Source organism: Roseomonas nitratireducens, assembly GCF_017813355.1.
Taxonomy (GTDB): Bacteria; Pseudomonadota; Alphaproteobacteria; order Acetobacterales; family Acetobacteraceae; genus Neoroseomonas; species Neoroseomonas nitratireducens.
In genome coordinates this window covers 276,859-296,031 of record NZ_JAGIYZ010000001.1, presented here as the reverse complement: position 1 = coordinate 296,031, position 19,173 = coordinate 276,859, and the positions used below count along the sequence as shown (strand labels likewise).

The following is a 19,173-nucleotide window of genomic DNA, read 5'->3' as shown; positions in this document are numbered from 1 at the left end:
CAGACGGCCCGGGGTGTTACTGGACCTCGATCCGCGTCAGGTCCTGGAACCAGGACTGGGCGGGGGTGAAGCCGCGCACGCGGCGGCTCATCGCGCGCGGGTTCAGGTCGTGCACGATCCAGAGCCAGGGCGGGTTGTCCACCAGCCGCTCATGCGCCGTGCGCAGCAGCGCCGCCTGGCGCGCCGGGTCGCGTTCCACTTCCAGCTGCGCGAAGGCGCGGTCGAAGGCCTCGTCCCGCCAATGGCCGTTGTTGGACCCGGCGGGCGAGAAGTTCGCCGACAGGAACCAGCGCGCGAAGGCCGAGGCGTCGGAGGAATACAGGCTGATGTTCACCGCATCGGCGCCGAGCCATTGCGGCTGGGTCGGCGTGAAGCGGAGGGAGGAGAGCAGCACGGTCCACTCCACCACCTCGAAGTTCACGCGCACGCCGCAATTCTGCTGCAGCGACTGCTGCAGGAACTCGTTCATCGGCAGCGGCAGCATCTGGCCGGAACCCGAGTTGGAGATCGCGACCTTCAGCGTCAGCGGCCGCTGCGGGCCGTAGCCGGCTTCCGCCAGCAGGGCGCGCCCGCGCGCGGCGTCCAGCCGGTAGCGGTTCTGCGGGTTGCCGAACAGCGGGTCGTTCGCCTTGACGAAGCCGACGGCGGGCTCGGCGGTGCCGTTCAGCAGCTGCACCATGCCCTCGCGGTCGATGCAGTAGTTCAGCGCCTGGCGCACGCGCACATCCGCCACCGGGCTGTCCGGGCGGCCGGTCGCGAAGGTCCACGGCCAGACATGCGGGTAGGACCCGGTGCTGATCGTGAAGCCCGCCTGGCGCAGCGACTGGATGGCGTCGGGCGGCGGCACCTCGATCCAGTCCACCTGGCCGGACCGCAGCGCGGCGAGGCGCGTATTCGCCTCCGGCATCGGCAGCAGGACGATCCGGTTCAGCCGCGCGCGGCTGTTCGCGTCCCAGTAGCCGTCATGGCGCGTCAGCTCCGCCGACTGCCGCGGCACGAAGCGGGAAAGCCGGAACGGCCCCGTGCCCGCCGGCGGCAGCGTCGCGACGCGGCCCCAGTCGCGGCCCGCGGTCTCCCAGGATTGCGGGGAGGTCATGAGGATGTAGGTGACGAGGTAGGGCCAGTAGGAGATCGGCCGCGCCGTCACCATCTCGATCGTGTTGTCGTCGACCTTGCGGTAGGATTCGAGCGCGGGGACGCGCCCGCGGGTGATCGCGCTGCCGGCCGCGTCGAATTGCGGGCTGTCGTTGCGGAAGAAGCGGTCCATGTTCCAGATGACCGCATCCGCGTTGAACGGCGTGCCGTCATGGAAGGTCACGCCGCGGCGCAGGTGGAAGCGCCAGATCTTCGGATCGGCGGCATCCTGTTCGTACCGTTCGGCGAGGCCCGGACGAACGCCCGCGACCTGCTGCGGGTTCGACAGGTCCCACAGCACGAGCGATTCGAACACCGGGTAGCCGAGGAAGCGCATGCCCTCGAACCCGTTGTTCGGCATGCCGGTGGTGGTCGGCACGTCGGTCGCCGTCATGGCGATGCGCAGCGTGCCCTGCTGCTGTGCGACGGCGCTGCCCGCGACGAGCGCGAAGGCGGCGGCGACAGCGCCGCCCAGCAGGCGTGATGTCGGTTTCATCGGCGTCTCCCGTTATTCGGCCGCGCCTCGCCGGCGCGGCGGCGGGAGCCTAGCAAGGATCGGCCGATCGCCAAGCCCGGCTCATTCCGGCCGGATGTTCTGCTCGCGGATAAGCCGCCCCCACATCTGCGTCTCCTCCGCCAGCGTCCGGCGCAGCGCCTCCGCGTCGCCCGTGGTCAGCGCCACGCCTTGTTCGGCCATGCGCGCGATCAGCGCCGGGTCGGTCGTGGCTTCCCGCAGCGCGGCGCCGGCGCGCGCGACGATCGGCGCCGGCAGCCCCGCCGGGCCGAACAGCCCCTGCCAGAAGACGCCGTCGAAATCGGCCAGCGTATCGGCCAGCGGCGGCAGTTCCGGCATCGCCGAGGCGCGTTCCTTCGAGGATATGGCGAGCGCGCGCGTCGCCCCCTCCCGCACCGCCGGCAACGCTTCCTGCACCGCGTTGAACATGCCCTGGATGCGCCCTGCCCGCAGGTCGAGCAGCGCCGGCGCGCCGCCGCGATAGGGCACGTGCACCACGTCGATCCCGGCGCGCGCGCGGAACAGCTCCAGGCACAGGTGGTTCACCGCCCCGGTGCCGGAGGACCCGAAGTTCAGCTTCCCCGGATTGGCCTTGGCATGGGCGATGAGTTCCGCGGGCGTGCGCGCCGGCACCGACGGATGCACGTGCAGCACGAAGGCGGTGCGGAAGATCATGCCGATCGGCGTGAGTTCGCGCATCGGCTCGCGCGGCGTCAGGCTGGGCTGCAGCGCCGGGTTGATGGCGAGCGTCGAGGTGCCCATCAGCAGCGTGTAGCCATCCGGCCGCGCCTGCGCGACGGCGGTGTTGGCGACGGCGGTCGCCGCCCCGGGGCGGTTCTCCAGCACCAGCGTCTGGCCCAGCGCGCGCGACATGCGCTCGCACACGGCGCGGGAGGCGAAGTCCGTGACACCCGCCGGCGGATAGCCGAGCAGCACGCCGACAGACCGCGTCGGCCAGGCATCCTGCCCCGCGGCGGGGCGGGCCAGCGCGGGCAGGGCAAGCGGGGCGGCGAGCAGGGCGCGGCGCGACGTCATGGTGTTTCCTCCTGGCTTTGCGCGCATCGTGCCGCCCCGCCGGCGGGTCCGCAATCATCCGCCGCAACGCTTCGTTCATCGGGCTGTCATCCGCGCGTCACGCCCCGCTGCTACTGCGCCGCGGCACAGGGACGGGTGGCACATGCTGCAGATCGAGGGGCTGACGCGCCGCTTCGGCGCGAAGATCGCGGTCGACGGGGTCTCGCTCGCCGTGCCTGCGGGCCAGATGGTGGGCGTGATCGGCCGCTCGGGCGCGGGCAAGTCCACGATGCTGCGCATGGTGAACCGGCTGACCGACCCGTGCGAGGGCCGCGTCCGCTTCGAGGGCACCGACGTGACCGCCCTGCGCGGCCGCGCGCTGCGCGACTGGCGCATGCGCTGCGCGATGATCTTCCAGCAGTTCAACCTGGTGCAGCGGCTCGACGTGCTGACCAACGTCCTGGTCGGGCGGTTGAACCGCCGGCCGCTGATGACGTCCCTGCTGCGGATGTTCACGGCCGAGGAGCGCGCAATGGCGCTCGCCGCGCTGGACCGCTTCGACCTCGCCGAGACCGCGCTGCAGCGCGCCGACACGCTGTCGGGCGGGCAGCAGCAGCGCGTCGCGATCGCGCGCGCACTGCTGCAGGAACCGCGCATCATCCTCGCCGACGAACCGATCGCGAGCCTCGACCCGCGCAACTCCCGCACCGTGATGGACGCGCTGCGTGGCGTGAACCGCGAAGGCATCACCGTGCTCGTCAACCTGCACGACCTCGCCACCGCGCGGGACTATTGCGACCGCATCGTCGCGCTGAACGCCGGCCGGATCGTCTTCGACGGGCCGCCCGCCGCGCTGACCGCCGCGCGCATCCGCGAGGTCTACGGCGTGACCGAGGAGGAATTCGCCGAGGAAGCGGCCGCCGCCGTCGGCGCGCCGCCGCCCCGCCACGCCGTCCCCGCCTGATCCAACCCCCAAGGGAGATTGCCCCCATGGTCACCCGCCGCAGCCTTGCCGGCCTCGTCGCCGGCGCCGCCCTGGCGCCCGCCCTCGCCCGCGCCCAGGCCTGGACGCCCCGCCGCACCGAGACCTTCGCCGAAGCCTTCCCCACCGCCGGCCGCCGCCCCTGGGCGGAGCAGGTGCCGACGCTGCGCGTCGGCCTGCTCGGCGGGGAGAACGAGGCCGACCGCATGGGCCGCTTCGGCCCCTATCGCGAATTGCTGGAGCGCACCTTCGGCGTGCCGACGCGGCTGTTCCCGGCCTCCGACTACGCCGGCGTGCTGCAGGCCTTCAGCGCGAAGCAGATCGAGGTCGCGGCGCTGGGCCCGTCGGGCTATGCCGGCGCCTGGCTCGATACCAATGGCGGCGTCGAGCCGCTGCTGACGGCCGAGGAATCGGACGGCTCCATCTCCTATGTCGCGGTGATGGTGGTGCGTGCCGATTCCGGCATCACGAGCCTCGAGCAGATGCGCGGCAAGTCGCTCGCCTGGGCCGATCCGAACTCCACCTCGGGCTACCTGATCCCGCGCTTCGCGCTGCGCCGGCAGGGGATCGCCGTGGACGGCAGCGGCTACTTCTCCCGCACCGGCTTCGCCGGCGGGCATGAACAGGGCGTGGTCGCGGTGCTGCAGCGCCAGTACGACGGCGCGGTGACCTGGGCCTCGGGCCAGGGCGACGTGAACCAGGGCTTCAGCCGGGGCAACCTGCGCGCCATGGTCGACAAGGGCATGCTCAACATGCGTGACCTGCGCATCATCTGGACCAGCGAGCCGATCGTGAACGGCCCGCACGCCGCGCGCACCGAACTGCCCGCCGCCTTCAAGGAGGACTGGAAGCGCTTCCACCTCACGCTGCCCAAGGCGCACCCGGAGATCTACCGCCAGGTGGAGCGCGGCTCGGGCACCGGCTACCGCGAAGTGCGGCACGAGGATTACGAGCTGATCGTCGAGATCCGCCGCGAGGAAATGGCCGCGCGCCGCCGGCGTTCGTGAGCGCGGCCTACGCCACCGGCCTCCCCGCGGTGATCCGCGGGGAGGAAGCCTATCGCGCCGCGCGCCGGCAGAAGCGCGCGCAGGCGCTGCTGTTCGGCGCCATCCTGCTCGCCTGCCTGATCGTCGCGGCATGGGTGGCGGAAGCCCATCCCGCGACGCTCTGGGCCGGGCTGCCGCGCATCGGCGAGTATTTTGGCCGCATCCTGCCGGACCTGCGCTGGGCCGCGCTGTTCGCGGATGCCGAGACGGAAGGCTCCCTCGCCTTCTGGATGTACCGGCTGCCCGAATGGGCCTGGCTGATCCTCGAGACCGCGAACATGGCGGCGCTCGCAACGATCATGGGATCCGCTTTCGCGCTGCTGCTCGCCTTCCCAGCCTCGCGCAACATCGCGCCCACGGGCTGGGTCTACCACGCGACCCGCCGCGTGCTGGAAGCGCTGCGCACGGTACCGGAGATCGTCTACGCGCTGATCTTCGTCTGGGCCTTCGGCGTCGGCGCGCTGGCCGGCATCCTCGCCATCGCGCTGCACAGCGCGGGCGCCAACGGGAAACTCTTCGCGGAAGCGATCGAGAACGCCGACATAAAGCCGTGGGAGGCGGTGCGCGCGGCCGGCGGCTCCTGGGCGCATGGCTGCCGCTTCGCCATCCTGCCGCAGGTGCTGCCCAACATCCTGTCCTACCTGCTGCTGCGCTTCGAGGTGAACATCCGCTCCGCCTCGGTCATCGGGTTCGTCGGCGCGGGCGGCATCGGGGAGGAGCTGTATAAGGTGATCTCCTTCAACTACTATGAGGAGATCAGCGCCATCGTGCTGCTGATCATCCTGACGGTCGCCTGCGTCGACCTGCTGTCCGAACGCCTGCGCCACGCCGCGATCGGGCGGCTGGAGGCGGCACGATGAACGCCCGCGCGAATGTCGCGATGTGGCGCGAGCGCATGCCCGCCGCCTTCGGCCCCAGCCCCGCCACGCGCGCGCTGCGCGCGGCCGGCCTCGCGCTGTTCCTGGCCTGGCTCGCGGGCGCGCTGTGGTGGTTCGGCTTCTCCCCGCAGCGGCTGTGGAACGGGCTGTCGGGGCTGGGCACCATCATCGTGCTCATGGTCCCGCCTTCGCCGGGCGAACTCTGGGTCGAGATCCTGAAGGGCATGGCCGAAAGCGTCGCCATGGCGTTCCTCGGCACCTTCCTGGCCGCGCTCGTCGCCATCCCGCTCGGCTTCCTCGGCGCGCGGAACATCGTGACCGCGACGCTCTGGCGCTTCTCGCTGCGCCGGGTGCTGGACGGCTTCCGCGGTGTCGACCAGCTCATCTGGGCGCTCGCCTATGTGCGCGCGGTCGGGCTCGGGCCGCTGGCCGGCGTGCTCGCCATCTTCACCGCCGACATCGCGGTGCTGGCGAAGCTCTACGCCGAGGCGATCGAGAACGCCGAGAAGAAGCAGGCCGAAGGCGTGGTCGCGGCCGGCGGCGGTAGGCTCTCGGCCATCCGCTTCGGCATCCTGCCGCAGGTCGCCCCCGTCATGCTCGCCCAGGCGCTGTACTTCTTCGAAAGCAACACGCGATCCGCCGCCATCCTCGGCGTGGTCGGCGCGGGCGGCATCGGGCTGCAGATCGCCGAGCGCATCCGCGTCCGCCACTGGGACGAGGTCGCCTTCATCATCATCCTGATGATCGCGACGGTCGCCGTCATCGACTGGATATCGGGGCGCATCCGCCGCCGGCTGATCGGCGCGCAGGGCTGATCGGGCGCGGCCCGCGCCGCGCCCTCACACCCGCCGCATCGGGACGCGCCACGCCAGCACCGCCGCCATGGCGGTCAGCACGGCGGCGGTCGCGAACAGCGTGCGGAACGCCTCGGCCAGTTCCGCCCGCAGCAGCGCCGCCGCCTCCGGCCCCAGCGCCGCGACGAAGCCGGCCCCTTCCGCGACCAGGCGGCGGAAGGCGGCCGGCACCTCCCCGCCCGCCAGCGTGACCGCGCCGAAGACGATGGCCGCGACCAGCGCCGTGCCCGCCGCCGCGCCGATGTTGCGCGAAAAGGCGACGCCGGCCGAAGCCGCGCCCAGCCTCTCCCGCCCCGCCGCCATCTGCGCCGTCACCTGCACGACGGGGAAGGAGGTGCCCGCGCCGAAGGAGGCAAGGGCCACCAGCGCCACGAAGGCCGGCATCGGCAGCCCGTCCGCGGTCAGGGCAAGCCCCGCCCAGATCGCGCTCGACGCTGGCAGGAACAGCGCCGGCCAGCGCATGGCGAAGCCGGTGCGCGCGACCATCCGCCCGGCGAAGAAGGCCCCGCTCGCGCCGCCCACCGACATCGCCAGCAGCATCAGGCCGGCGGGACCGGGTTCCAGCCCGCGCACCGTCTGCAGCCAGACCGGCAGGAAGGAGATCATGCCCACCTGCGCGCCGACCACGCAGGCCGAGACGGCATAGGCCCGCCAGATCGAGGCTTCCGCGAACATCGCCAGCGGCAGCAGCGGGTCGCGCGCCGCGCGCTCCACGCGCAGCAGCAGCAGCCCCGCGCCGAACGCCACGCCCGCCAGCATCGCCGCCGCCGGCAGCAGCGCGGGATCGAGCCTGCGCGCGCGATCGAGCGCCACCAGCGCGGCCGCGACGGCGACGACGAACAGCGCCAGCCCCGCCCAGTCGAAGCGCAGCGCCACCCCGCCGCGCGCCGCGCGCACCACCGGCAGCCGCCGCGCCAGCACCGCGCACAGCACCGCCAGCGGCAGCAGCGTCACGAAGATCGACCGCCAGCCGAATTCCTGCGTGAGGTATCCCCCCGCCACCGGCCCGAAGGCCGAGGCGAAGGCATAGGACCCCGCGATGCGCGCCTGGTAGCGGCCGCGCTCGCGCGGCGGCACCGCTTCCCCGATCAGCGCCTGCGCCAGCGTCAGCAGCGCCCCGCCGCCGAAGCCCTGCACGATGCGCGCGGCGACCAGCGTCGGCAGGTCCGGCGCCAGCACGCAGCCCGCGCAGCCCGCGAAGAACACCGCGAGGGCCGCGAACAGCAGCCGCCTGCGCCCGAAGGCGTCGCCCAGCTGCCCGAAGACCGGCGCGGCGCAGGTCGCCGCCACCAGATAGGCCACGATGATCCAGGAGGCGCGCTCGATGCCGCCCATCTCGGCCGCGATGGCCGGCAGGGCGGTGGCGACGATGGTCTGGTCGATGGCGGCGAGGAAGATGACGAGCGCGACCGCCGGAAAGGCGCGCATGAAGCGGTCGCGCAGCGCGGCGTCGGCCTCGCTCATCCCGCCGCCCCCGGGTTCAGATCACCCCGCTCCGCCCCATCTCGAGGAACTTCTCGCGCCGCCGCGCGCGCAGCGTGGCGCCGTCCAGTTCGACCAGCGGGGCGAGCAGCCCGGCGATGGTGTCGCCCAGTGCCGCGATCGTCGCCTCGGCATCGCGATGCGCGCCGCCGAGCGGCTCGGGCAGCACCGCATCCACCAGGTTCAGGCGCTTGAGGTCGTCGGCGGTCAGCTTCAGCGCCTCGGCCGCCGTCGACGCCTGCGCCGAATCGCGCCAGAGGATGGAGGCGCAGCCCTCCGGGCTGATCACCGAGTAGATCGCGTGTTCCAGCATCACCACGCGGTCGGCCGCGGCCAGCGCGATGGCGCCGCCCGACCCGCCTTCGCCGATGATGGTGGCGATGAAGGGCACCGGCGCCTCGAGCCCGGCCTCGATCGACCGTGCGATCGCTTCCGCCTGGCCGCGGGCCTCGGCGTCGATCCCGGGGAAGGCGCCGGCGGTGTCGACGAAGGACAGGATCGGCAGGCCGAAGCGGCCGGCCAGGTCCATCAGCCGCCGCGCCTTGCGGTAGCCTTCCGGCCGGGCCATGCCGAAATTGTGCTTCACGCGGCTTTCCGTGTCGTGGCCGCGCTCGGTGCCCAGCACCATCACCGCGCGGCCGCGGAAGCGGCCCATGCCGCCGATCACGGCCAGGTCGTCCGCGAAGGCGCGGTCGCCGGCGAGCGGGGTGAAGTCGGTGACAAGCGCCTCGATGTAGTCCTTGGCGTGCGGGCGGTCCGGGTGGCGGGCCACCTGCGCCTTCTGCCAGGGCGTGAGCTTGGCGTAGGTGGCCTTGAGCAGCGTCTGCGCCTTGTCGTGCAGGCGCCCGACCTCCTCGGCCACGTCGATGCCGCCCGCGTCGGTGGTCCGGCGCAGCTCCTCGATCTTGCCCTCGAGTTCGGCGATCGGCTTTTCGAAATCCAGGAAGTGCCGCATGGGGCCGGGGGGTTAGCGGAATTTGGGGCGGGGCGCGACCCCCCTTCCGAAGGGCCTCATCCGGTCGCCAGGGGGTGATGCGCCTCGACCAGCGCCTTCAGCCGCTCCTCCAGCACCTTGGTGTAGATCTGCGTGGTCGCGATGTCGGCATGCCCCAGCAGCACCTGCAGGCTGCGCAGGTCCGCCCCCCGCCCCAGCAGGTGGGAGGCGAAGGAATGCCGCAGCACATGCGGGCTGACGCGGTCCGGGTCGATGCCCGCTTCCCCCGCCGCCTCCTTCAGCAGCAGCGCGAGGGATTGCCGCGTCATGTGCCCCGCCGCGGCGCGGGAGGGGAACAGCCAGCGCGCCCCGCGCGGCCCGGCGCGCTCGGCCGCGTCCGTCCGGGCGGCCAGCGCCAGCGCCCGGGCGCGGGCGGAGACCGGCACGAGCCTTTCCTTGCCCCCCTTGCCGCGGACGGCGACCAGTCCTTCCTCGGCCCGCAGCGCCCCGGCGGGCAGGGCAACGAGTTCGCTCGCCCGCAGGCCCGAGCAGTACAGCAGCTCGACCGCCGCCGCCGCGACCGGGCCGCGCCGGCCGGGCAGGCGCGACGCGGCCTCGATCAGCGCCGTCACCTCCGATTCGCCCAGCGCGCGGGGCAGGCTGGCCGGCAGGCGGGGGCTGTCGAGCAGTTCGGTCGGGTCGTCCGGCCGCACCCCTTCCCGCGCCAGGAAACGGTGGAACTGGCGGATGGCGGACAGCCGCCGGGCCTGGGTGCGCGCCGCGAGCCCCGCCGCGGCCAACCCCGCCGCCCAGGCGCGCAGATCCTCGGCCCCCGCCCCGTTCAGGGGCAGCCCGCGGGCGGCGGCGAACCCGGAAAAATCCTCGAGGTCGGCGCGATAGGCGGCCAGCGTGTTGCGCGCGGCCCCGCGCTCGGCCGCCAGCATTTCCAGGAAGGCCTCGGCATGGTGGGCGCCGGCGGCGGCCCGCGCCGGCCCGGCCTTGCGCGGCCTGCCCCTGCCCGCCATCGCGCTATCGCGTCGACTGGAACCGGTCGTTGGGCAGGGTCCGTTCCACCGGCTGGGGCGTGACCGCTGGCGGGAAGGCGCCGACCACCAGCAGCCCGACCGCGACCGCGCCCAGCAACAGCAGGAACAGCAGCAGGAAGGGGCTGCGGGACATGGGCTTGCGGCGGCTCCCTCACGAACGCTGGGAGGTGTGCTAGCCTCCGCCCCCGTGCAGCGCAACTCCGCCATCGATCTTCGCGTCGAACCCCCGCCCCCCTCCGCCTCCACCGCCGGCGCGCGGGCGATCGTCCTTGTGGGCATGCCCGGCGCGGGCAAGACCGCGATCGGCCGGCGGCTCGCCGCCCGGCTCGGCCTGCCCTTCCGCGACGCGGATGCCGAGATCGAGCAGGCCGCCGGCATGCCCATCACGGAAATCTTCGCCCGCTACGGCGAACCGCATTTCCGGGACGGGGAAAGGCGCGTCATCACCCGCCTGCTCGCCGGCCCGCCCCTGGTGCTGGCGACCGGCGGCGGCGCCTTCGCCGACCCGCTGACGCGCAGCGCGATCCAGGCCAGCGGCGCGGCGACCGTCTGGCTGAAATGCGACCTGCCGATCCTGCTCCGCCGCGTCGCGGGGCGGGAACACCGGCCGATGTTCCTCAACGCCGACCCGGTGCAGGTGCTGCAGCGGCTGATGACGGCGCGCCACCCCTTCTACGCCGAGGCCGAAGTGACCGTGACCTGCACCGACGAAAGCCCCGAGACCACGACGCGCAGGGTGCAGGACGCGCTGGATGCCTCCGTCCCGCCGCGCCGCCTGCCCGTGGGGCTGGGGGATCGCGGCTATGAGGTGCTGGTCGGCCCCGGCCTGCTCGCCCGCGCCGGCGGGCTGATCGGCCCCGTCCTGCCCGCGCGGCGGGTCGTCATCGTCACCGACGAATCGGTCGGCCCGATCCATCTTCCCACGCTGCGGGCGGGCCTGGCCGCGGCGGACATCGCCATCCTCGCCGAGATCGCCGTCCCGCCCGGCGAGGCATCCAAGGATTTTTCCCGGCTGCACGGGTTGCTCGAAGCCATGCTCGGCGCGGGGGTGGACCGCCGCACGGCGGTGGTGGCCCTCGGCGGCGGCGTGGTGGGGGACCTCGCCGGCTTCGCCGCGGCGGTCGCGATGCGCGGCCTGCCCTTCGTGCAGGTGCCGACCACCCTGCTCGCCCAGGTGGACAGCAGCGTGGGCGGCAAGACCGGGGTGAACCTCAAGGCCGGCAAGAACCTCGCCGGCGCCTTCCACCAGCCGCGCATCGTGCTGGCCGATACCGACACGCTGGCGACGCTCCCGGCCCGCGAACTCCGCGCCGGCTACGCGGAAGTCGCCAAGCACGGGCTGCTGCAGGGCCCGCTGTGGGAGTGGTGCGAGGCCCATGGCGCCCGCGCCGTGGCGGGGGAGGCCGACGCGCTGACCCATGCCGTGCTCGAATCCTGCCGGCTGAAGGCCGCCGTGGTCGCGGCGGATGAGCGGGAGGAAAGCGCCGAAGGCGGCCGCGCCCTGCTCAACCTCGGCCACACCTTCGGCCATGCGATCGAGGCCGAGGCCGGCTTCGACGGGTCCGTCCTGCATGGGGAGGCGGTCGGCGTCGGGCTCGGCCTGGCCGCGGCGCTGTCGGCACGGCTGGGGCATTGCAGCCAGGAATGGCCGTCCCGCGTCATCGCGCACCTGGCGGCCTGCGGGCTGCCGGCGCGCATGGCCGACCTGCCGCGCGGCTTTTCGGTGGATGCGCTGCTCGGCCGCATGGCCAAGGACAAGAAGAACCGCGACGGGCGGATGCGCTTCGTGCTGATGCGCGCGCCGGGGGATTGCTTCACCAGTTCCGAGGTGCCGGCGGAGGAAGTGGCGCGGCTGTTGCGGGACGAAGGGGCGACCTGAACGAGAGGGGCGCCGCCCCCTCTCGCGCTCTCCCCGCCAAGGGCCGAAAGGCCCTTGGAACCCGTCACGAAGCGCGCCGCATCTGGCAATCGCTTCGCGGCTGCGATACGCGAGAGCCATGCCGCTCTCCGCACCCGCCGACCGCCAGCCCATGCACCGGCGCGTCATCGACATGCAGGGCTATGCCCGCGCCGATGGCCTGTACGACATCGAGGCCTCGCTGCTCGACACCAAGTCCTACGGCTTCGAGAACGAGGAGAAGGGCTGGCTCGCCCCCGGCACGCCGCTGCACGGCATGTGGATCCGCCTGACGGTCGATGACGACCTGCTGATCCACGCCTGCGAGGCATCCTCCGACCACACGCCCTACGCCATCTGCCCGCAGGCGGCGCCGAACTTCGCGCGGCTGGCCGGGCTGCGCATCGGGCCGGGCTTCAACAAGGCGGTGCAGGAACGGGTCGGCGGCACGCTCGGCTGCACCCATCTGCGGGAGATGCTGGCCCAGATGGCCACCGTCGCCTACCAGACGCTCTATCCCGTGCGGCGCCAGAAGGAACTGGCGCGAGAGGAAGCGACGGGCGTGCGGGAGAAGCCGAAGATCATCGGCACCTGCCTCGCCTACCATCCGGACAGCCCGGTGGTCGCGATGCGCTGGCCCTGGCTGGTCGAGGACCGCAACGCGGCCGAATAGCCGTCCTCAGGACGGCGCGCGCGCCATCGTGGCGTGCCAGCGCAGCAACCGCAGCCGCCCCTGTTCCAGCAGCCGCAGGCGCAGCAGCCAGGCCTCGGCCTCCTCGACCATCGCGCGCGCCGCGGCCGGGGTCGGGCGCGTCGCCTCGCCGCGCAGGGCCTCGGTCAGCGCGGCCCAGGCCTCCATCACCGCCCGGCGGTGCCGCGGGCCGGCATCCTCCACCACATTCACCTGGAAGCCGGCGGCGGCGAGCGCGCGGGGGATCTCGGCCTCGGGCGGCGGGGCGCGGCGGCACTCGGCCTCGAGCCACCGTCCCGCGGCCGGCGCGTCCCGCACGACCAGGTCGAGCAGCACGAGCTGCCCGCCGGCGCGCAGCCCGGCCGCCGTCGCCGCCAGCAGGGCCGCGGGGGAACCGCCGCCGCGGAAGGGTTCCAGCAGCATGGCGTGGTTGTGGTAGCGGGCGCGGAAGGCCGGCGCCGCCGGGTCGAAGGGCGCGGCCGTCACCTTCCGCCCCGGCTTGGGGGCGGCGGAAGGGGGTTCCGCCAGCGGGTCGAAGGCCGAGACGAAGCAGCCCCGCGCGCCCGAGACGATCCCCCCGGCGGCGCGGGCGCCGTCCCCGGCCAGCAGCAGGGTCGCATCCGGCGTCAGCGGCAGGAGAGCCGACAGGCGCAGCAGCTCCGCCGCCCCGCCCGGCAGGCAAAGCCCCTCGCCCCAGAGCCGGTCGGCCCAGGCGCGCCGTTCCGCCGGGTCGGGCCCCGCGGGCGCGACGAGCAGGACGGGGGGCGCTTCCGCCACGGCAGGGGGTTCCGCGCGCGGCGGCGCCTCCGGCTGCGGCGGCGCGCCACGGCCGAGCAGCCGCGCGCCGCCTTCCAGCGCCCGCTTGATCAGCCCGCCCTGCTGCGGCCCCCAGGGGCGCGCATCGGCGACGGATGGCGGCGGATCGGCCCGCGCGCTCATGCCGGCGGTGCCCCGCGCGGACGATCCATGAAATCACGAACCCGTGAGATGTGTCGCGCCTCCGAAAACCCTTGGAGTCAGCCCCAATCGGGTGAAGGAAGCGTTGCCACGGGCGAAATTCCCGGCGAACCGGCCGCGCATCCGTCGGCGACGGCGCGGCGGTCCGGCCTCAGCGGACCAGGCGCAGCACCACCCCGCCGCCCGCATCGGTCAGCAGCAGGCGGCCATGCTCGATGCGCCAGGCGCGCACCTCGGCCATCGCGGCGAAGAAGCGCTGTTCGCGTTCCATCAGCGCCGGCGCGCAGGCCATGCGGGTCGCCGCCAGCGCGCCGAAGCGCAGCGCCGCGCCGTCCAGCGTGTAGCCGCCGGTGAAGCGGTTGCAGCCGCCGGTGCCGCCGGCCCGGCCTTCCGGCAGCAGGACCAGCTCGACCGGCGGGCGGTCGTCCACGCCGCGCCCGGCGATCTCCTCGACCGTCCAGGGCGCGCCGCGCGGGGTCTCCTCGGACGTCACGTGGAACGGCGCGCGGACGCCCGCCCCCGGCGGGTCGCTCGGACGCGACGGCATGGCCTGGGCGAGGCCGGGCAGGATCAGGATGGCGGCGAGCGCCGCGCGGCGTGGGGCGTGCATGGGCGAAGCATCCCGCCCGAAAGCGGCATGGCGGGGGCAGCGGGGATGCAGCGCCTGCACATCCGTCCTGCGCCGGCGCGCCTCAGCCCCGCCCCGGCCAGACCGCGGGCCGCACCGCCGCCGCGCAGATCGCGCCATAGGCGGTGATGCCGAGCGCCACCGCGACGAACTGCCCGGTCAGCCCCAGGCCCATCGCGTCGCCCAGCAGCCAGCCGCCGCCCACGGCCAGGGCGATGCGGCTGAGCGCGGCGGCGACCGGCCAGGCCATGCGACCCGCCCCCATCGCAGCGAAATACAGCGCCATGCCGATGCCGAAGCCGGGCATGGCCCAGCCGATGATGGACAGCGCCTCGGTCGCCACCACCCGCACCGCGGGGTCGGCCGTGAAGGCCGCCGCCGTCGCCGCCGGGAACAGCGCGACGGGGATCGCGACCGCACTGGTGACCGCGAGCGCGAGCCCCCCACCGGTCCAGGCGATCGCCCGCGCCTCCGCCCAATCCCCCGCGCCGACCGCGCGGCCCACCAGGGCGGTCAGCGCCGAGCCGACGCCGAAGGCGAGCGGGATCATCAGGAACTCCATCCGCGCCGAGATGCCGTAGCCGGCCACCGCCGCCGCCCCGTGCCGCGCGATGCTGGCCGTGACCAGGATGGTGGCGAGGTTCGCGACCGTCGCCATGGCGCAGGCCACCAGCCCGACCGACAGGATCCGCCGGAACAGCGCCGCCCGCAGCCCGCCCCGCAGCGACGGCACGAAGCCCGCGCCGCCGGCGAAGACGACCGCCGCCATGACCGCCGCCGCGCCGGTCATGCTGACCGCGAAGGCGATGCCCGCGCCGGCAAGCCCCAGCCCCGCGGGTTCCATCAGCAGCCAGGCGAGCGGGGGATAGGCGATCCAGCCCCCCACCACGCCCCGCGCGGCCAGCGCGTGCCGCCCGCCGCCCCGCAGGATCGAGGCAAGGGTGTTCGCGAGCCAGGCCGGCAGCGCCCCCGCGCCGAACATCCAGGCGCAATAGGCCGCCCCCGCCGCGGCCGCTTCCGCCCCGCCGATCAGCCCCAGGATGCCGCGCGGAAACAGCGCGAGCGGAATGGCGAAGAGCGCCGCGCCGGCGCAGGCGATGACGAGCGCGTGCGTCGCCAGCGCCGCCGCGTCCTCCCGCCGCCCGGCACCCAGCGCGCGGGCGATGGCGGAAACCACGCCGCCGCCCATCGCCCCCGCCGACATCTGGCTGAGCAGCAGCGCGAAGGGCAGCACGACGGCCCAGCCGGCGAGCGCGGCCGTGCCCTGCCGCGCGGCGAGCCAGGGCTCGATGAGCTGGGCTGCCACCTGCGTGGCGGCGAGCAGCGTGGTCGGCGCGGCCAGCGCGAGGATGCGGCCCAGGCGCGCCCGCGTGCCGGAGGGCGGGGCGATGGCGGCGGCGTCAGCCATGCGCCGCATCCCCCGCGCCGAAGCGGCGGCGGATCGCGTCGTTCGCGCCGGGGCCGGGCAGGATCCGGACCTCCTCCGGCAGGATGCGCGATCCGTCCGCCCGCAGCGGCGCGGGCGCGGTCACCGGCGCGCCGGTTCGGGTGTCGAGCATTGCGGTGGGTGGTCCTTCCGGGCCGGAGAAATGCCGCGCGCCCCAGTCGCGGATGGCGAGGTAGAGCGGGAAGGCGTCCCGCCCGCGCTCCGTCAGGCGATAGGCGTGGCGGGCGCCATCCCGCACCCGTTCCATCACCCCGTGGCGGACCAGCGCGGACAGGCGGGTGGAGAGGATGTTGGGCGCGATGCCGAGATTGGCGGCGAAGGCGTCGAAGCGCGTGGTGCCGGCGAAGGCTTCGCGCAGGATCAGGATGGTCCAGCGTTCGCCGAGCACCGCCATGGCGCGGGCCACGGGGCAGCGCATGCGGGAGAAGTCGGTGGGGCGCATGGCGGGGCTCCGGCGGGCCTGGCCATGGGACCGCAAAGACTTGCAGCTTGCAAGCATTTGCGGATTCGACCGCTTGTCCACAGGAAAATGAGGTCGCGGCCATCGCAGAACTTGTGTGCGGTGGGGTGAAGCGACTACCGTATGTTGTGTCAGGGGCACATCGGGGGATGGCGCAATGGACTGGACGGCGGAGGCGATCGAGCGCTTGAAGGCGCTCTGGGCCGAGGGGCATTCGACGGCCGAGATCGGCCGGCGGATGGGCATTTCGAAGAACGCGGTGGTGGGCAAGGCGCACCGGCTGAACCTGCCGGCCCGCCCGAGCCCGATCCGGCGCGACGCCGCGCCGCGGCCGGTGCCGGTGCCGCGCGCGCCGCGGCCGATGCCCGCCGCGCGGATCACTCCGCCGCCCATCCTGCGTGCGTCCCCGATGGTGGCGCCCGCGCCCGCCCCGGTGGCGGCCACGCCGGTGGTGCGCGCCTTCCCGGTGGCCTCGTCCCGCCCGCGCCTGGGCAGCCGCACCTGCTGCTGGCCGATCGGCGAGCCGGGCACCAGCGGCTTCCGCTTCTGCGGCGGCGACCCGATGGCGGGCAAGCCCTACTGCACCGAGCATGCCGCGCTCGCCTATGTGAAGCCGCGGGATCGCCGCGAGGACGCGGCGTAGTTTTGTGACCCTCAGACGGCGGGCGGGCCGCGTCCGCGGCCCTTGCCTTCGCGCCATGCACTGGCGCGCCCGGCGCGTCTGACGGGCTGGGCGCGGTCGCGCTTCGCGCTCGCGGCCCGAGGCATCGCCTCGGGCCGTTTTCGATTGGCCCTCAGAGCTCTTTGCCCCTCAGACAGCGGGCGGGCCGCGTCCGCGGGCCTTGCCTTCGCGCCACACGTTGCCGCGCCCGGCGCGTCTGACGGTCTCAGCGCGGTCGCGCTTCGCGCTCGCGGCCCGAGGCATCGCCTCGGGCCGCTTTCGTTTGCCGAGGATGGGGCGGGCGCGCGGCGTGCATGGGCGCATGGCGCGGATGGTGGGTTTCGCGGCGGCGGGGTTGCGGCAAGACTGGCGCCGCATGCAATCACGCCTTGCCGGGGTGGCGCTGCAGCTCGCCGCGCTCGCGACCTTCGTCGCCATGGACACGATCATCAAGCTGATGACCGCGTCCTTCGCCGTGCCTCAGGTGATGTGGGCGCGCTTCCTGTTCGGCTTCGTCACCGTCGCCCTCGTGCTGCGCATCGTCACGGGGCATTTCCCCTGGCGGTCGCGCGCGCCGGGGGCGCAGACGCTGCGCAGCCTCATCCTCGCCGCCTGCAACTGGCTGTTCACCACCGCGCTGGTGCACATCCCGCTCGCGGATGCGACGGCGGTGGGCTTCGCCTCGCCGCTGCTGACCGTGGCGCTCGCCGCGCTGTGGCTGCGCGAAAGGGTGGGCTGGCGGCGCTGGGCGGGGGTCGCGATCGGGCTGGTCGGCGTGCTCGTGCTGCTGCGCCCGCCTTTCCTATTTGCCGGGGAACCGGTGCATTGGGCGATGCTGCTGCCGCTCGGCACGGCCGCGCTGTTCGCCGTCTACCAGATCCTGACGCGGAAACTCGCGGCGATCGACGACCCCCGCACCACCATCCTGCACACCTCCTTCGCCGCGGCGATCGTCACCTCCGCGGCCCTGCCCTTCGACTGGACCTGGCCTTCTGCCGGCGGCTGGGGCGCGCTGGTGCTGCTGGGCATCCTCGGCGGCGCGGGGCACGGGCTGCTGGTCATGGCCTTCGCCCGCGCGCCGGCCAGCCTGCTCGCACCCATGTCCTACACGCAGATGATCTGGGCCGTGCTCGCCAGCGTGCTGGTGTTTTCCGACGTGCCGGACGCGATCACGCTGGCCGGCATGGTGGTGATCGCCGCCGGCGGCGTGCTCGTCGCGTTGCCGGACCGGACACGCGATCCGCAGGGCTGACCGCGCGAAGCGCTTGCGCCCGCGCCCTTGCTGGTCTAGCGAGGCGTGTTCGCGCCGGGGAGCATCGGAGCGCGCCTCGCGGTCGCCACGGCGACCCGCGCATGAGGGACAGGATGGCGGACATCCAATTGGCCAAAGGGGCCGAGGAACGTGGGCACGCGCGCGCGGCGCTCGACGCCGACAGCGTGCGTGAGGCCTATCGACGCTGGGCCGGCGTGTACGACACGGTGTTCGGGGGGGTGTCCGGCTTCGGCCGGCGCCGCGCCGTCGCCGCCGTCAATCGCCTCGCCGGGCCGCGCGTGCTGGAAGTGGGGGTGGGCACCGGGCTCGCCCTGCCGCTCTATCGCCGCGACCTCCAGGTCGTGGGCATCGACCTCTCGCGCGACATGCTCGAGAAGGCGCATGAGCGCGTCGCCGAGCAGCGGCTCGGCAATGTCCGCGGCCTGCTCGAGATGGACGCGGAGCGCATGGCCTTCGCCGACGGGTCCTTCGACATCGCGGTCGCGATGTTCACCGCCTCCGTCGTGCCGGACGCCAAGCGGCTCTACGCCGAGATGTCGCGCGTGGTGCGCCCGGGCGGCCACCTTCTTTTCGTGAACCACTTCGCCGCCGAAGGCGGGCCGCGGTGGTGGGTCGAACGCGCGATGGCGCCGCTGTCGCGCCGGCTCGGCTGGCATCCGGACTTCGCGCTGCGCGACCTGCTCGACCCCGAGATCGCCGAGGTCGAGTCGATGGAAGCCTGCCCGCCCGCCGGGATCTTCACCCTGGTGCAGGTGCGCAACCCGCAGGTCGTGGCCCAGGCGCTGGCGGCGGAATAGCGGCGCCGCCCTACGGCGCCGGGAAGTCCCGCCCCTCGAAGGCCGAAAGCATAGCGCGCAGCACGCCCGGGATCGGCACCGGGCGCCGCGTCGCCTGGTCGGTCAGCACCCAGACGATCTCGCCGGTCGCGTGCAGCGCATCCGACCCGGCGGCGAAGACCGCGGGCTGGAAGGCGATGGAGGTGCGGCCGATGCGCGTCGTGCGCGCGCCGATCTCGATCTCCGCCTTCCGGCCGAGCGGGATGCGGTATTCGACAAGCCCGCGCACCACGTGGAAATCCGCGCCCGTGCGCTTCACCTCGGCCTGGTAGTCCCAGCCGGCGGCGCGGATGTAGTCCGACACCGCCTCGTCGTACCAGGTCAGGTAATGGGCATTGAAGACGATGCCCTGGGTGTCGAGTTCCACGTAGCGCACGCGATGCGCCAGGAAGAAGCGGAAGTCGGCGCGGCTGGGCAGGTGCTTCGCCGCGCCGTCCAT

Annotated in this window: 20 protein-coding genes; 9 read left to right on the top strand and 11 right to left on the bottom strand. The window is 73.8% G+C overall.

Annotated elements, in window-relative coordinates:
• Positions 1–16: 16 nt before the first annotated feature.
• Complete coding sequence (locus J5Y09_RS01335) at positions 17–1,630, bottom strand: ABC transporter substrate-binding protein (RefSeq protein ID WP_209349908.1); 1,614 nt, start codon at positions 1,628–1,630, stop codon at positions 17–19.
• Positions 1,631–1,711: 81 nt separating this feature from the next.
• A complete protein-coding gene (locus J5Y09_RS01330; RefSeq protein ID WP_209349907.1) occupies positions 1,712–2,683 on the bottom strand; it encodes a Bug family tripartite tricarboxylate transporter substrate binding protein in 972 nt (323 codons plus the stop codon).
• 142 nt (positions 2,684–2,825) lie between these two features.
• On the opposite strand from J5Y09_RS01330, the gene phnC reads away from it, so the two are divergent.
• Genes phnC through phnE (J5Y09_RS01310) form a run of 4 tightly spaced genes read left to right on the top strand, consistent with a single transcriptional unit; the run spans position 2,826 to position 6,383 of the window.
• Entirely contained in the window at positions 2,826–3,626 is an 801-nt protein-coding gene (phnC, locus tag J5Y09_RS01325; protein ID WP_209349906.1) for a phosphonate ABC transporter ATP-binding protein, read from the top strand.
• Positions 3,627–3,652: 26 nt separating this feature from the next.
• Complete coding sequence (gene phnD, locus J5Y09_RS01320; RefSeq protein WP_209349905.1) at positions 3,653–4,651, top strand: phosphate/phosphite/phosphonate ABC transporter substrate-binding protein; 999 nt, start codon at positions 3,653–3,655, stop codon at positions 4,649–4,651.
• A complete protein-coding gene (gene phnE / locus J5Y09_RS01315) occupies positions 4,648–5,550 on the top strand; it encodes a phosphonate ABC transporter, permease protein PhnE (RefSeq protein ID WP_209349904.1) in 903 nt (300 codons plus the stop codon). Before phnD ends, phnE (J5Y09_RS01315) begins: the two co-directional genes overlap by 4 nt.
• Positions 5,547–6,383, top strand: a complete 837-nt coding sequence (gene phnE / locus J5Y09_RS01310; protein WP_209349903.1) for a phosphonate ABC transporter, permease protein PhnE — start codon at positions 5,547–5,549, stop codon at positions 6,381–6,383. Before phnE (J5Y09_RS01315) ends, phnE (J5Y09_RS01310) begins: the two co-directional genes overlap by 4 nt.
• 24 nt (positions 6,384–6,407) lie before the next feature.
• On the opposite strand, the gene J5Y09_RS01305 is transcribed toward phnE (J5Y09_RS01310), so the two are convergent.
• The 4 genes from J5Y09_RS01305 to J5Y09_RS01290 are packed head-to-tail and all read right to left on the bottom strand — an operon-like array spanning position 6,408 to position 10,017.
• Positions 6,408–7,886, bottom strand: coding sequence for an MFS transporter (locus tag J5Y09_RS01305; RefSeq protein WP_209349902.1), 1,479 nt, complete (start codon positions 7,884–7,886; stop codon positions 6,408–6,410).
• A 16-nt stretch (positions 7,887–7,902) separates the two neighbouring features.
• Complete coding sequence (locus J5Y09_RS01300; protein WP_209349901.1) at positions 7,903–8,859, bottom strand: acetyl-CoA carboxylase carboxyltransferase subunit alpha; 957 nt, start codon at positions 8,857–8,859, stop codon at positions 7,903–7,905.
• Positions 8,860–8,915: 56 nt separating this feature from the next.
• Positions 8,916–9,863 carry a tyrosine recombinase gene (locus J5Y09_RS01295; protein ID WP_209349900.1) on the bottom strand — a complete coding sequence of 316 codons (948 nt, stop codon included), beginning with the start codon at positions 9,861–9,863 and terminating at the stop codon, positions 8,916–8,918.
• A gap of 4 nt (positions 9,864–9,867) precedes the next feature.
• On the bottom strand, positions 9,868–10,017 hold the full coding sequence (locus J5Y09_RS01290; RefSeq protein WP_209349899.1) for a hypothetical protein: 150 nt from the start codon (positions 10,015–10,017) through the stop codon (positions 9,868–9,870).
• A gap of 36 nt (positions 10,018–10,053) precedes the next feature.
• Here J5Y09_RS01290 and aroB point away from each other — a divergent pair, with 36 nt between their 5' ends.
• Entirely contained in the window at positions 10,054–11,763 is a 1,710-nt protein-coding gene (gene aroB, locus J5Y09_RS01285) for a 3-dehydroquinate synthase (RefSeq protein ID WP_342451373.1), read from the top strand.
• Between the two features lie 118 nt (positions 11,764–11,881).
• The gene (locus J5Y09_RS01280) at positions 11,882–12,454 is read left to right on the top strand and encodes a DUF2889 domain-containing protein (protein ID WP_209349898.1); all 573 of its coding nucleotides are present in this window, start codon (positions 11,882–11,884) and stop codon (positions 12,452–12,454) included.
• 6 nt (positions 12,455–12,460) lie between these two features.
• On the opposite strand, the gene J5Y09_RS01275 is transcribed toward J5Y09_RS01280, so the two are convergent.
• The 4 genes from J5Y09_RS01275 to J5Y09_RS01260 all read right to left on the bottom strand — a co-directional run bounded on the left by J5Y09_RS01275 (position 12,461) and on the right by J5Y09_RS01260 (position 15,946).
• Positions 12,461–13,411 carry a hypothetical protein gene (locus J5Y09_RS01275; protein ID WP_209349897.1) on the bottom strand — a complete coding sequence of 317 codons (951 nt, stop codon included), beginning with the start codon at positions 13,409–13,411 and terminating at the stop codon, positions 12,461–12,463.
• A gap of 169 nt (positions 13,412–13,580) precedes the next feature.
• Entirely contained in the window at positions 13,581–14,039 is a 459-nt protein-coding gene (locus J5Y09_RS01270; protein WP_209349896.1) for an META domain-containing protein, read from the bottom strand.
• Between the two features lie 82 nt (positions 14,040–14,121).
• Entirely contained in the window at positions 14,122–15,465 is a 1,344-nt protein-coding gene (locus J5Y09_RS01265; RefSeq protein WP_209349895.1) for an MATE family efflux transporter, read from the bottom strand.
• A complete protein-coding gene (locus J5Y09_RS01260; protein ID WP_245216726.1) occupies positions 15,458–15,946 on the bottom strand; it encodes a winged helix-turn-helix transcriptional regulator in 489 nt (162 codons plus the stop codon). Before J5Y09_RS01260 ends, J5Y09_RS01265 begins: the two co-directional genes overlap by 8 nt.
• Positions 15,947–16,121: 175 nt before the next feature.
• Between J5Y09_RS01260 and J5Y09_RS01255 the strand changes: the two genes are divergently transcribed.
• From J5Y09_RS01255 to J5Y09_RS01245, 3 genes are all read left to right on the top strand, one after another.
• Positions 16,122–16,607, top strand: coding sequence for a GcrA family cell cycle regulator (locus tag J5Y09_RS01255; protein ID WP_209349893.1), 486 nt, complete (start codon positions 16,122–16,124; stop codon positions 16,605–16,607).
• 394 nt (positions 16,608–17,001) lie between these two features.
• Entirely contained in the window at positions 17,002–17,877 is an 876-nt protein-coding gene (locus J5Y09_RS01250) for a DMT family transporter (RefSeq protein ID WP_209349892.1), read from the top strand.
• Between the two features lie 113 nt (positions 17,878–17,990).
• Positions 17,991–18,695: a class I SAM-dependent methyltransferase gene (locus J5Y09_RS01245; RefSeq protein ID WP_245216725.1), complete on the top strand. Its 705-nt coding sequence runs from the start codon at positions 17,991–17,993 to the stop codon at positions 18,693–18,695.
• Positions 18,696–18,705: 10 nt separating this feature from the next.
• On the opposite strand, the gene J5Y09_RS01240 is transcribed toward J5Y09_RS01245, so the two are convergent.
• Complete coding sequence (locus J5Y09_RS01240; RefSeq protein ID WP_209349890.1) at positions 18,706–19,173, bottom strand: acyl-CoA thioesterase; 468 nt, start codon at positions 19,171–19,173, stop codon at positions 18,706–18,708.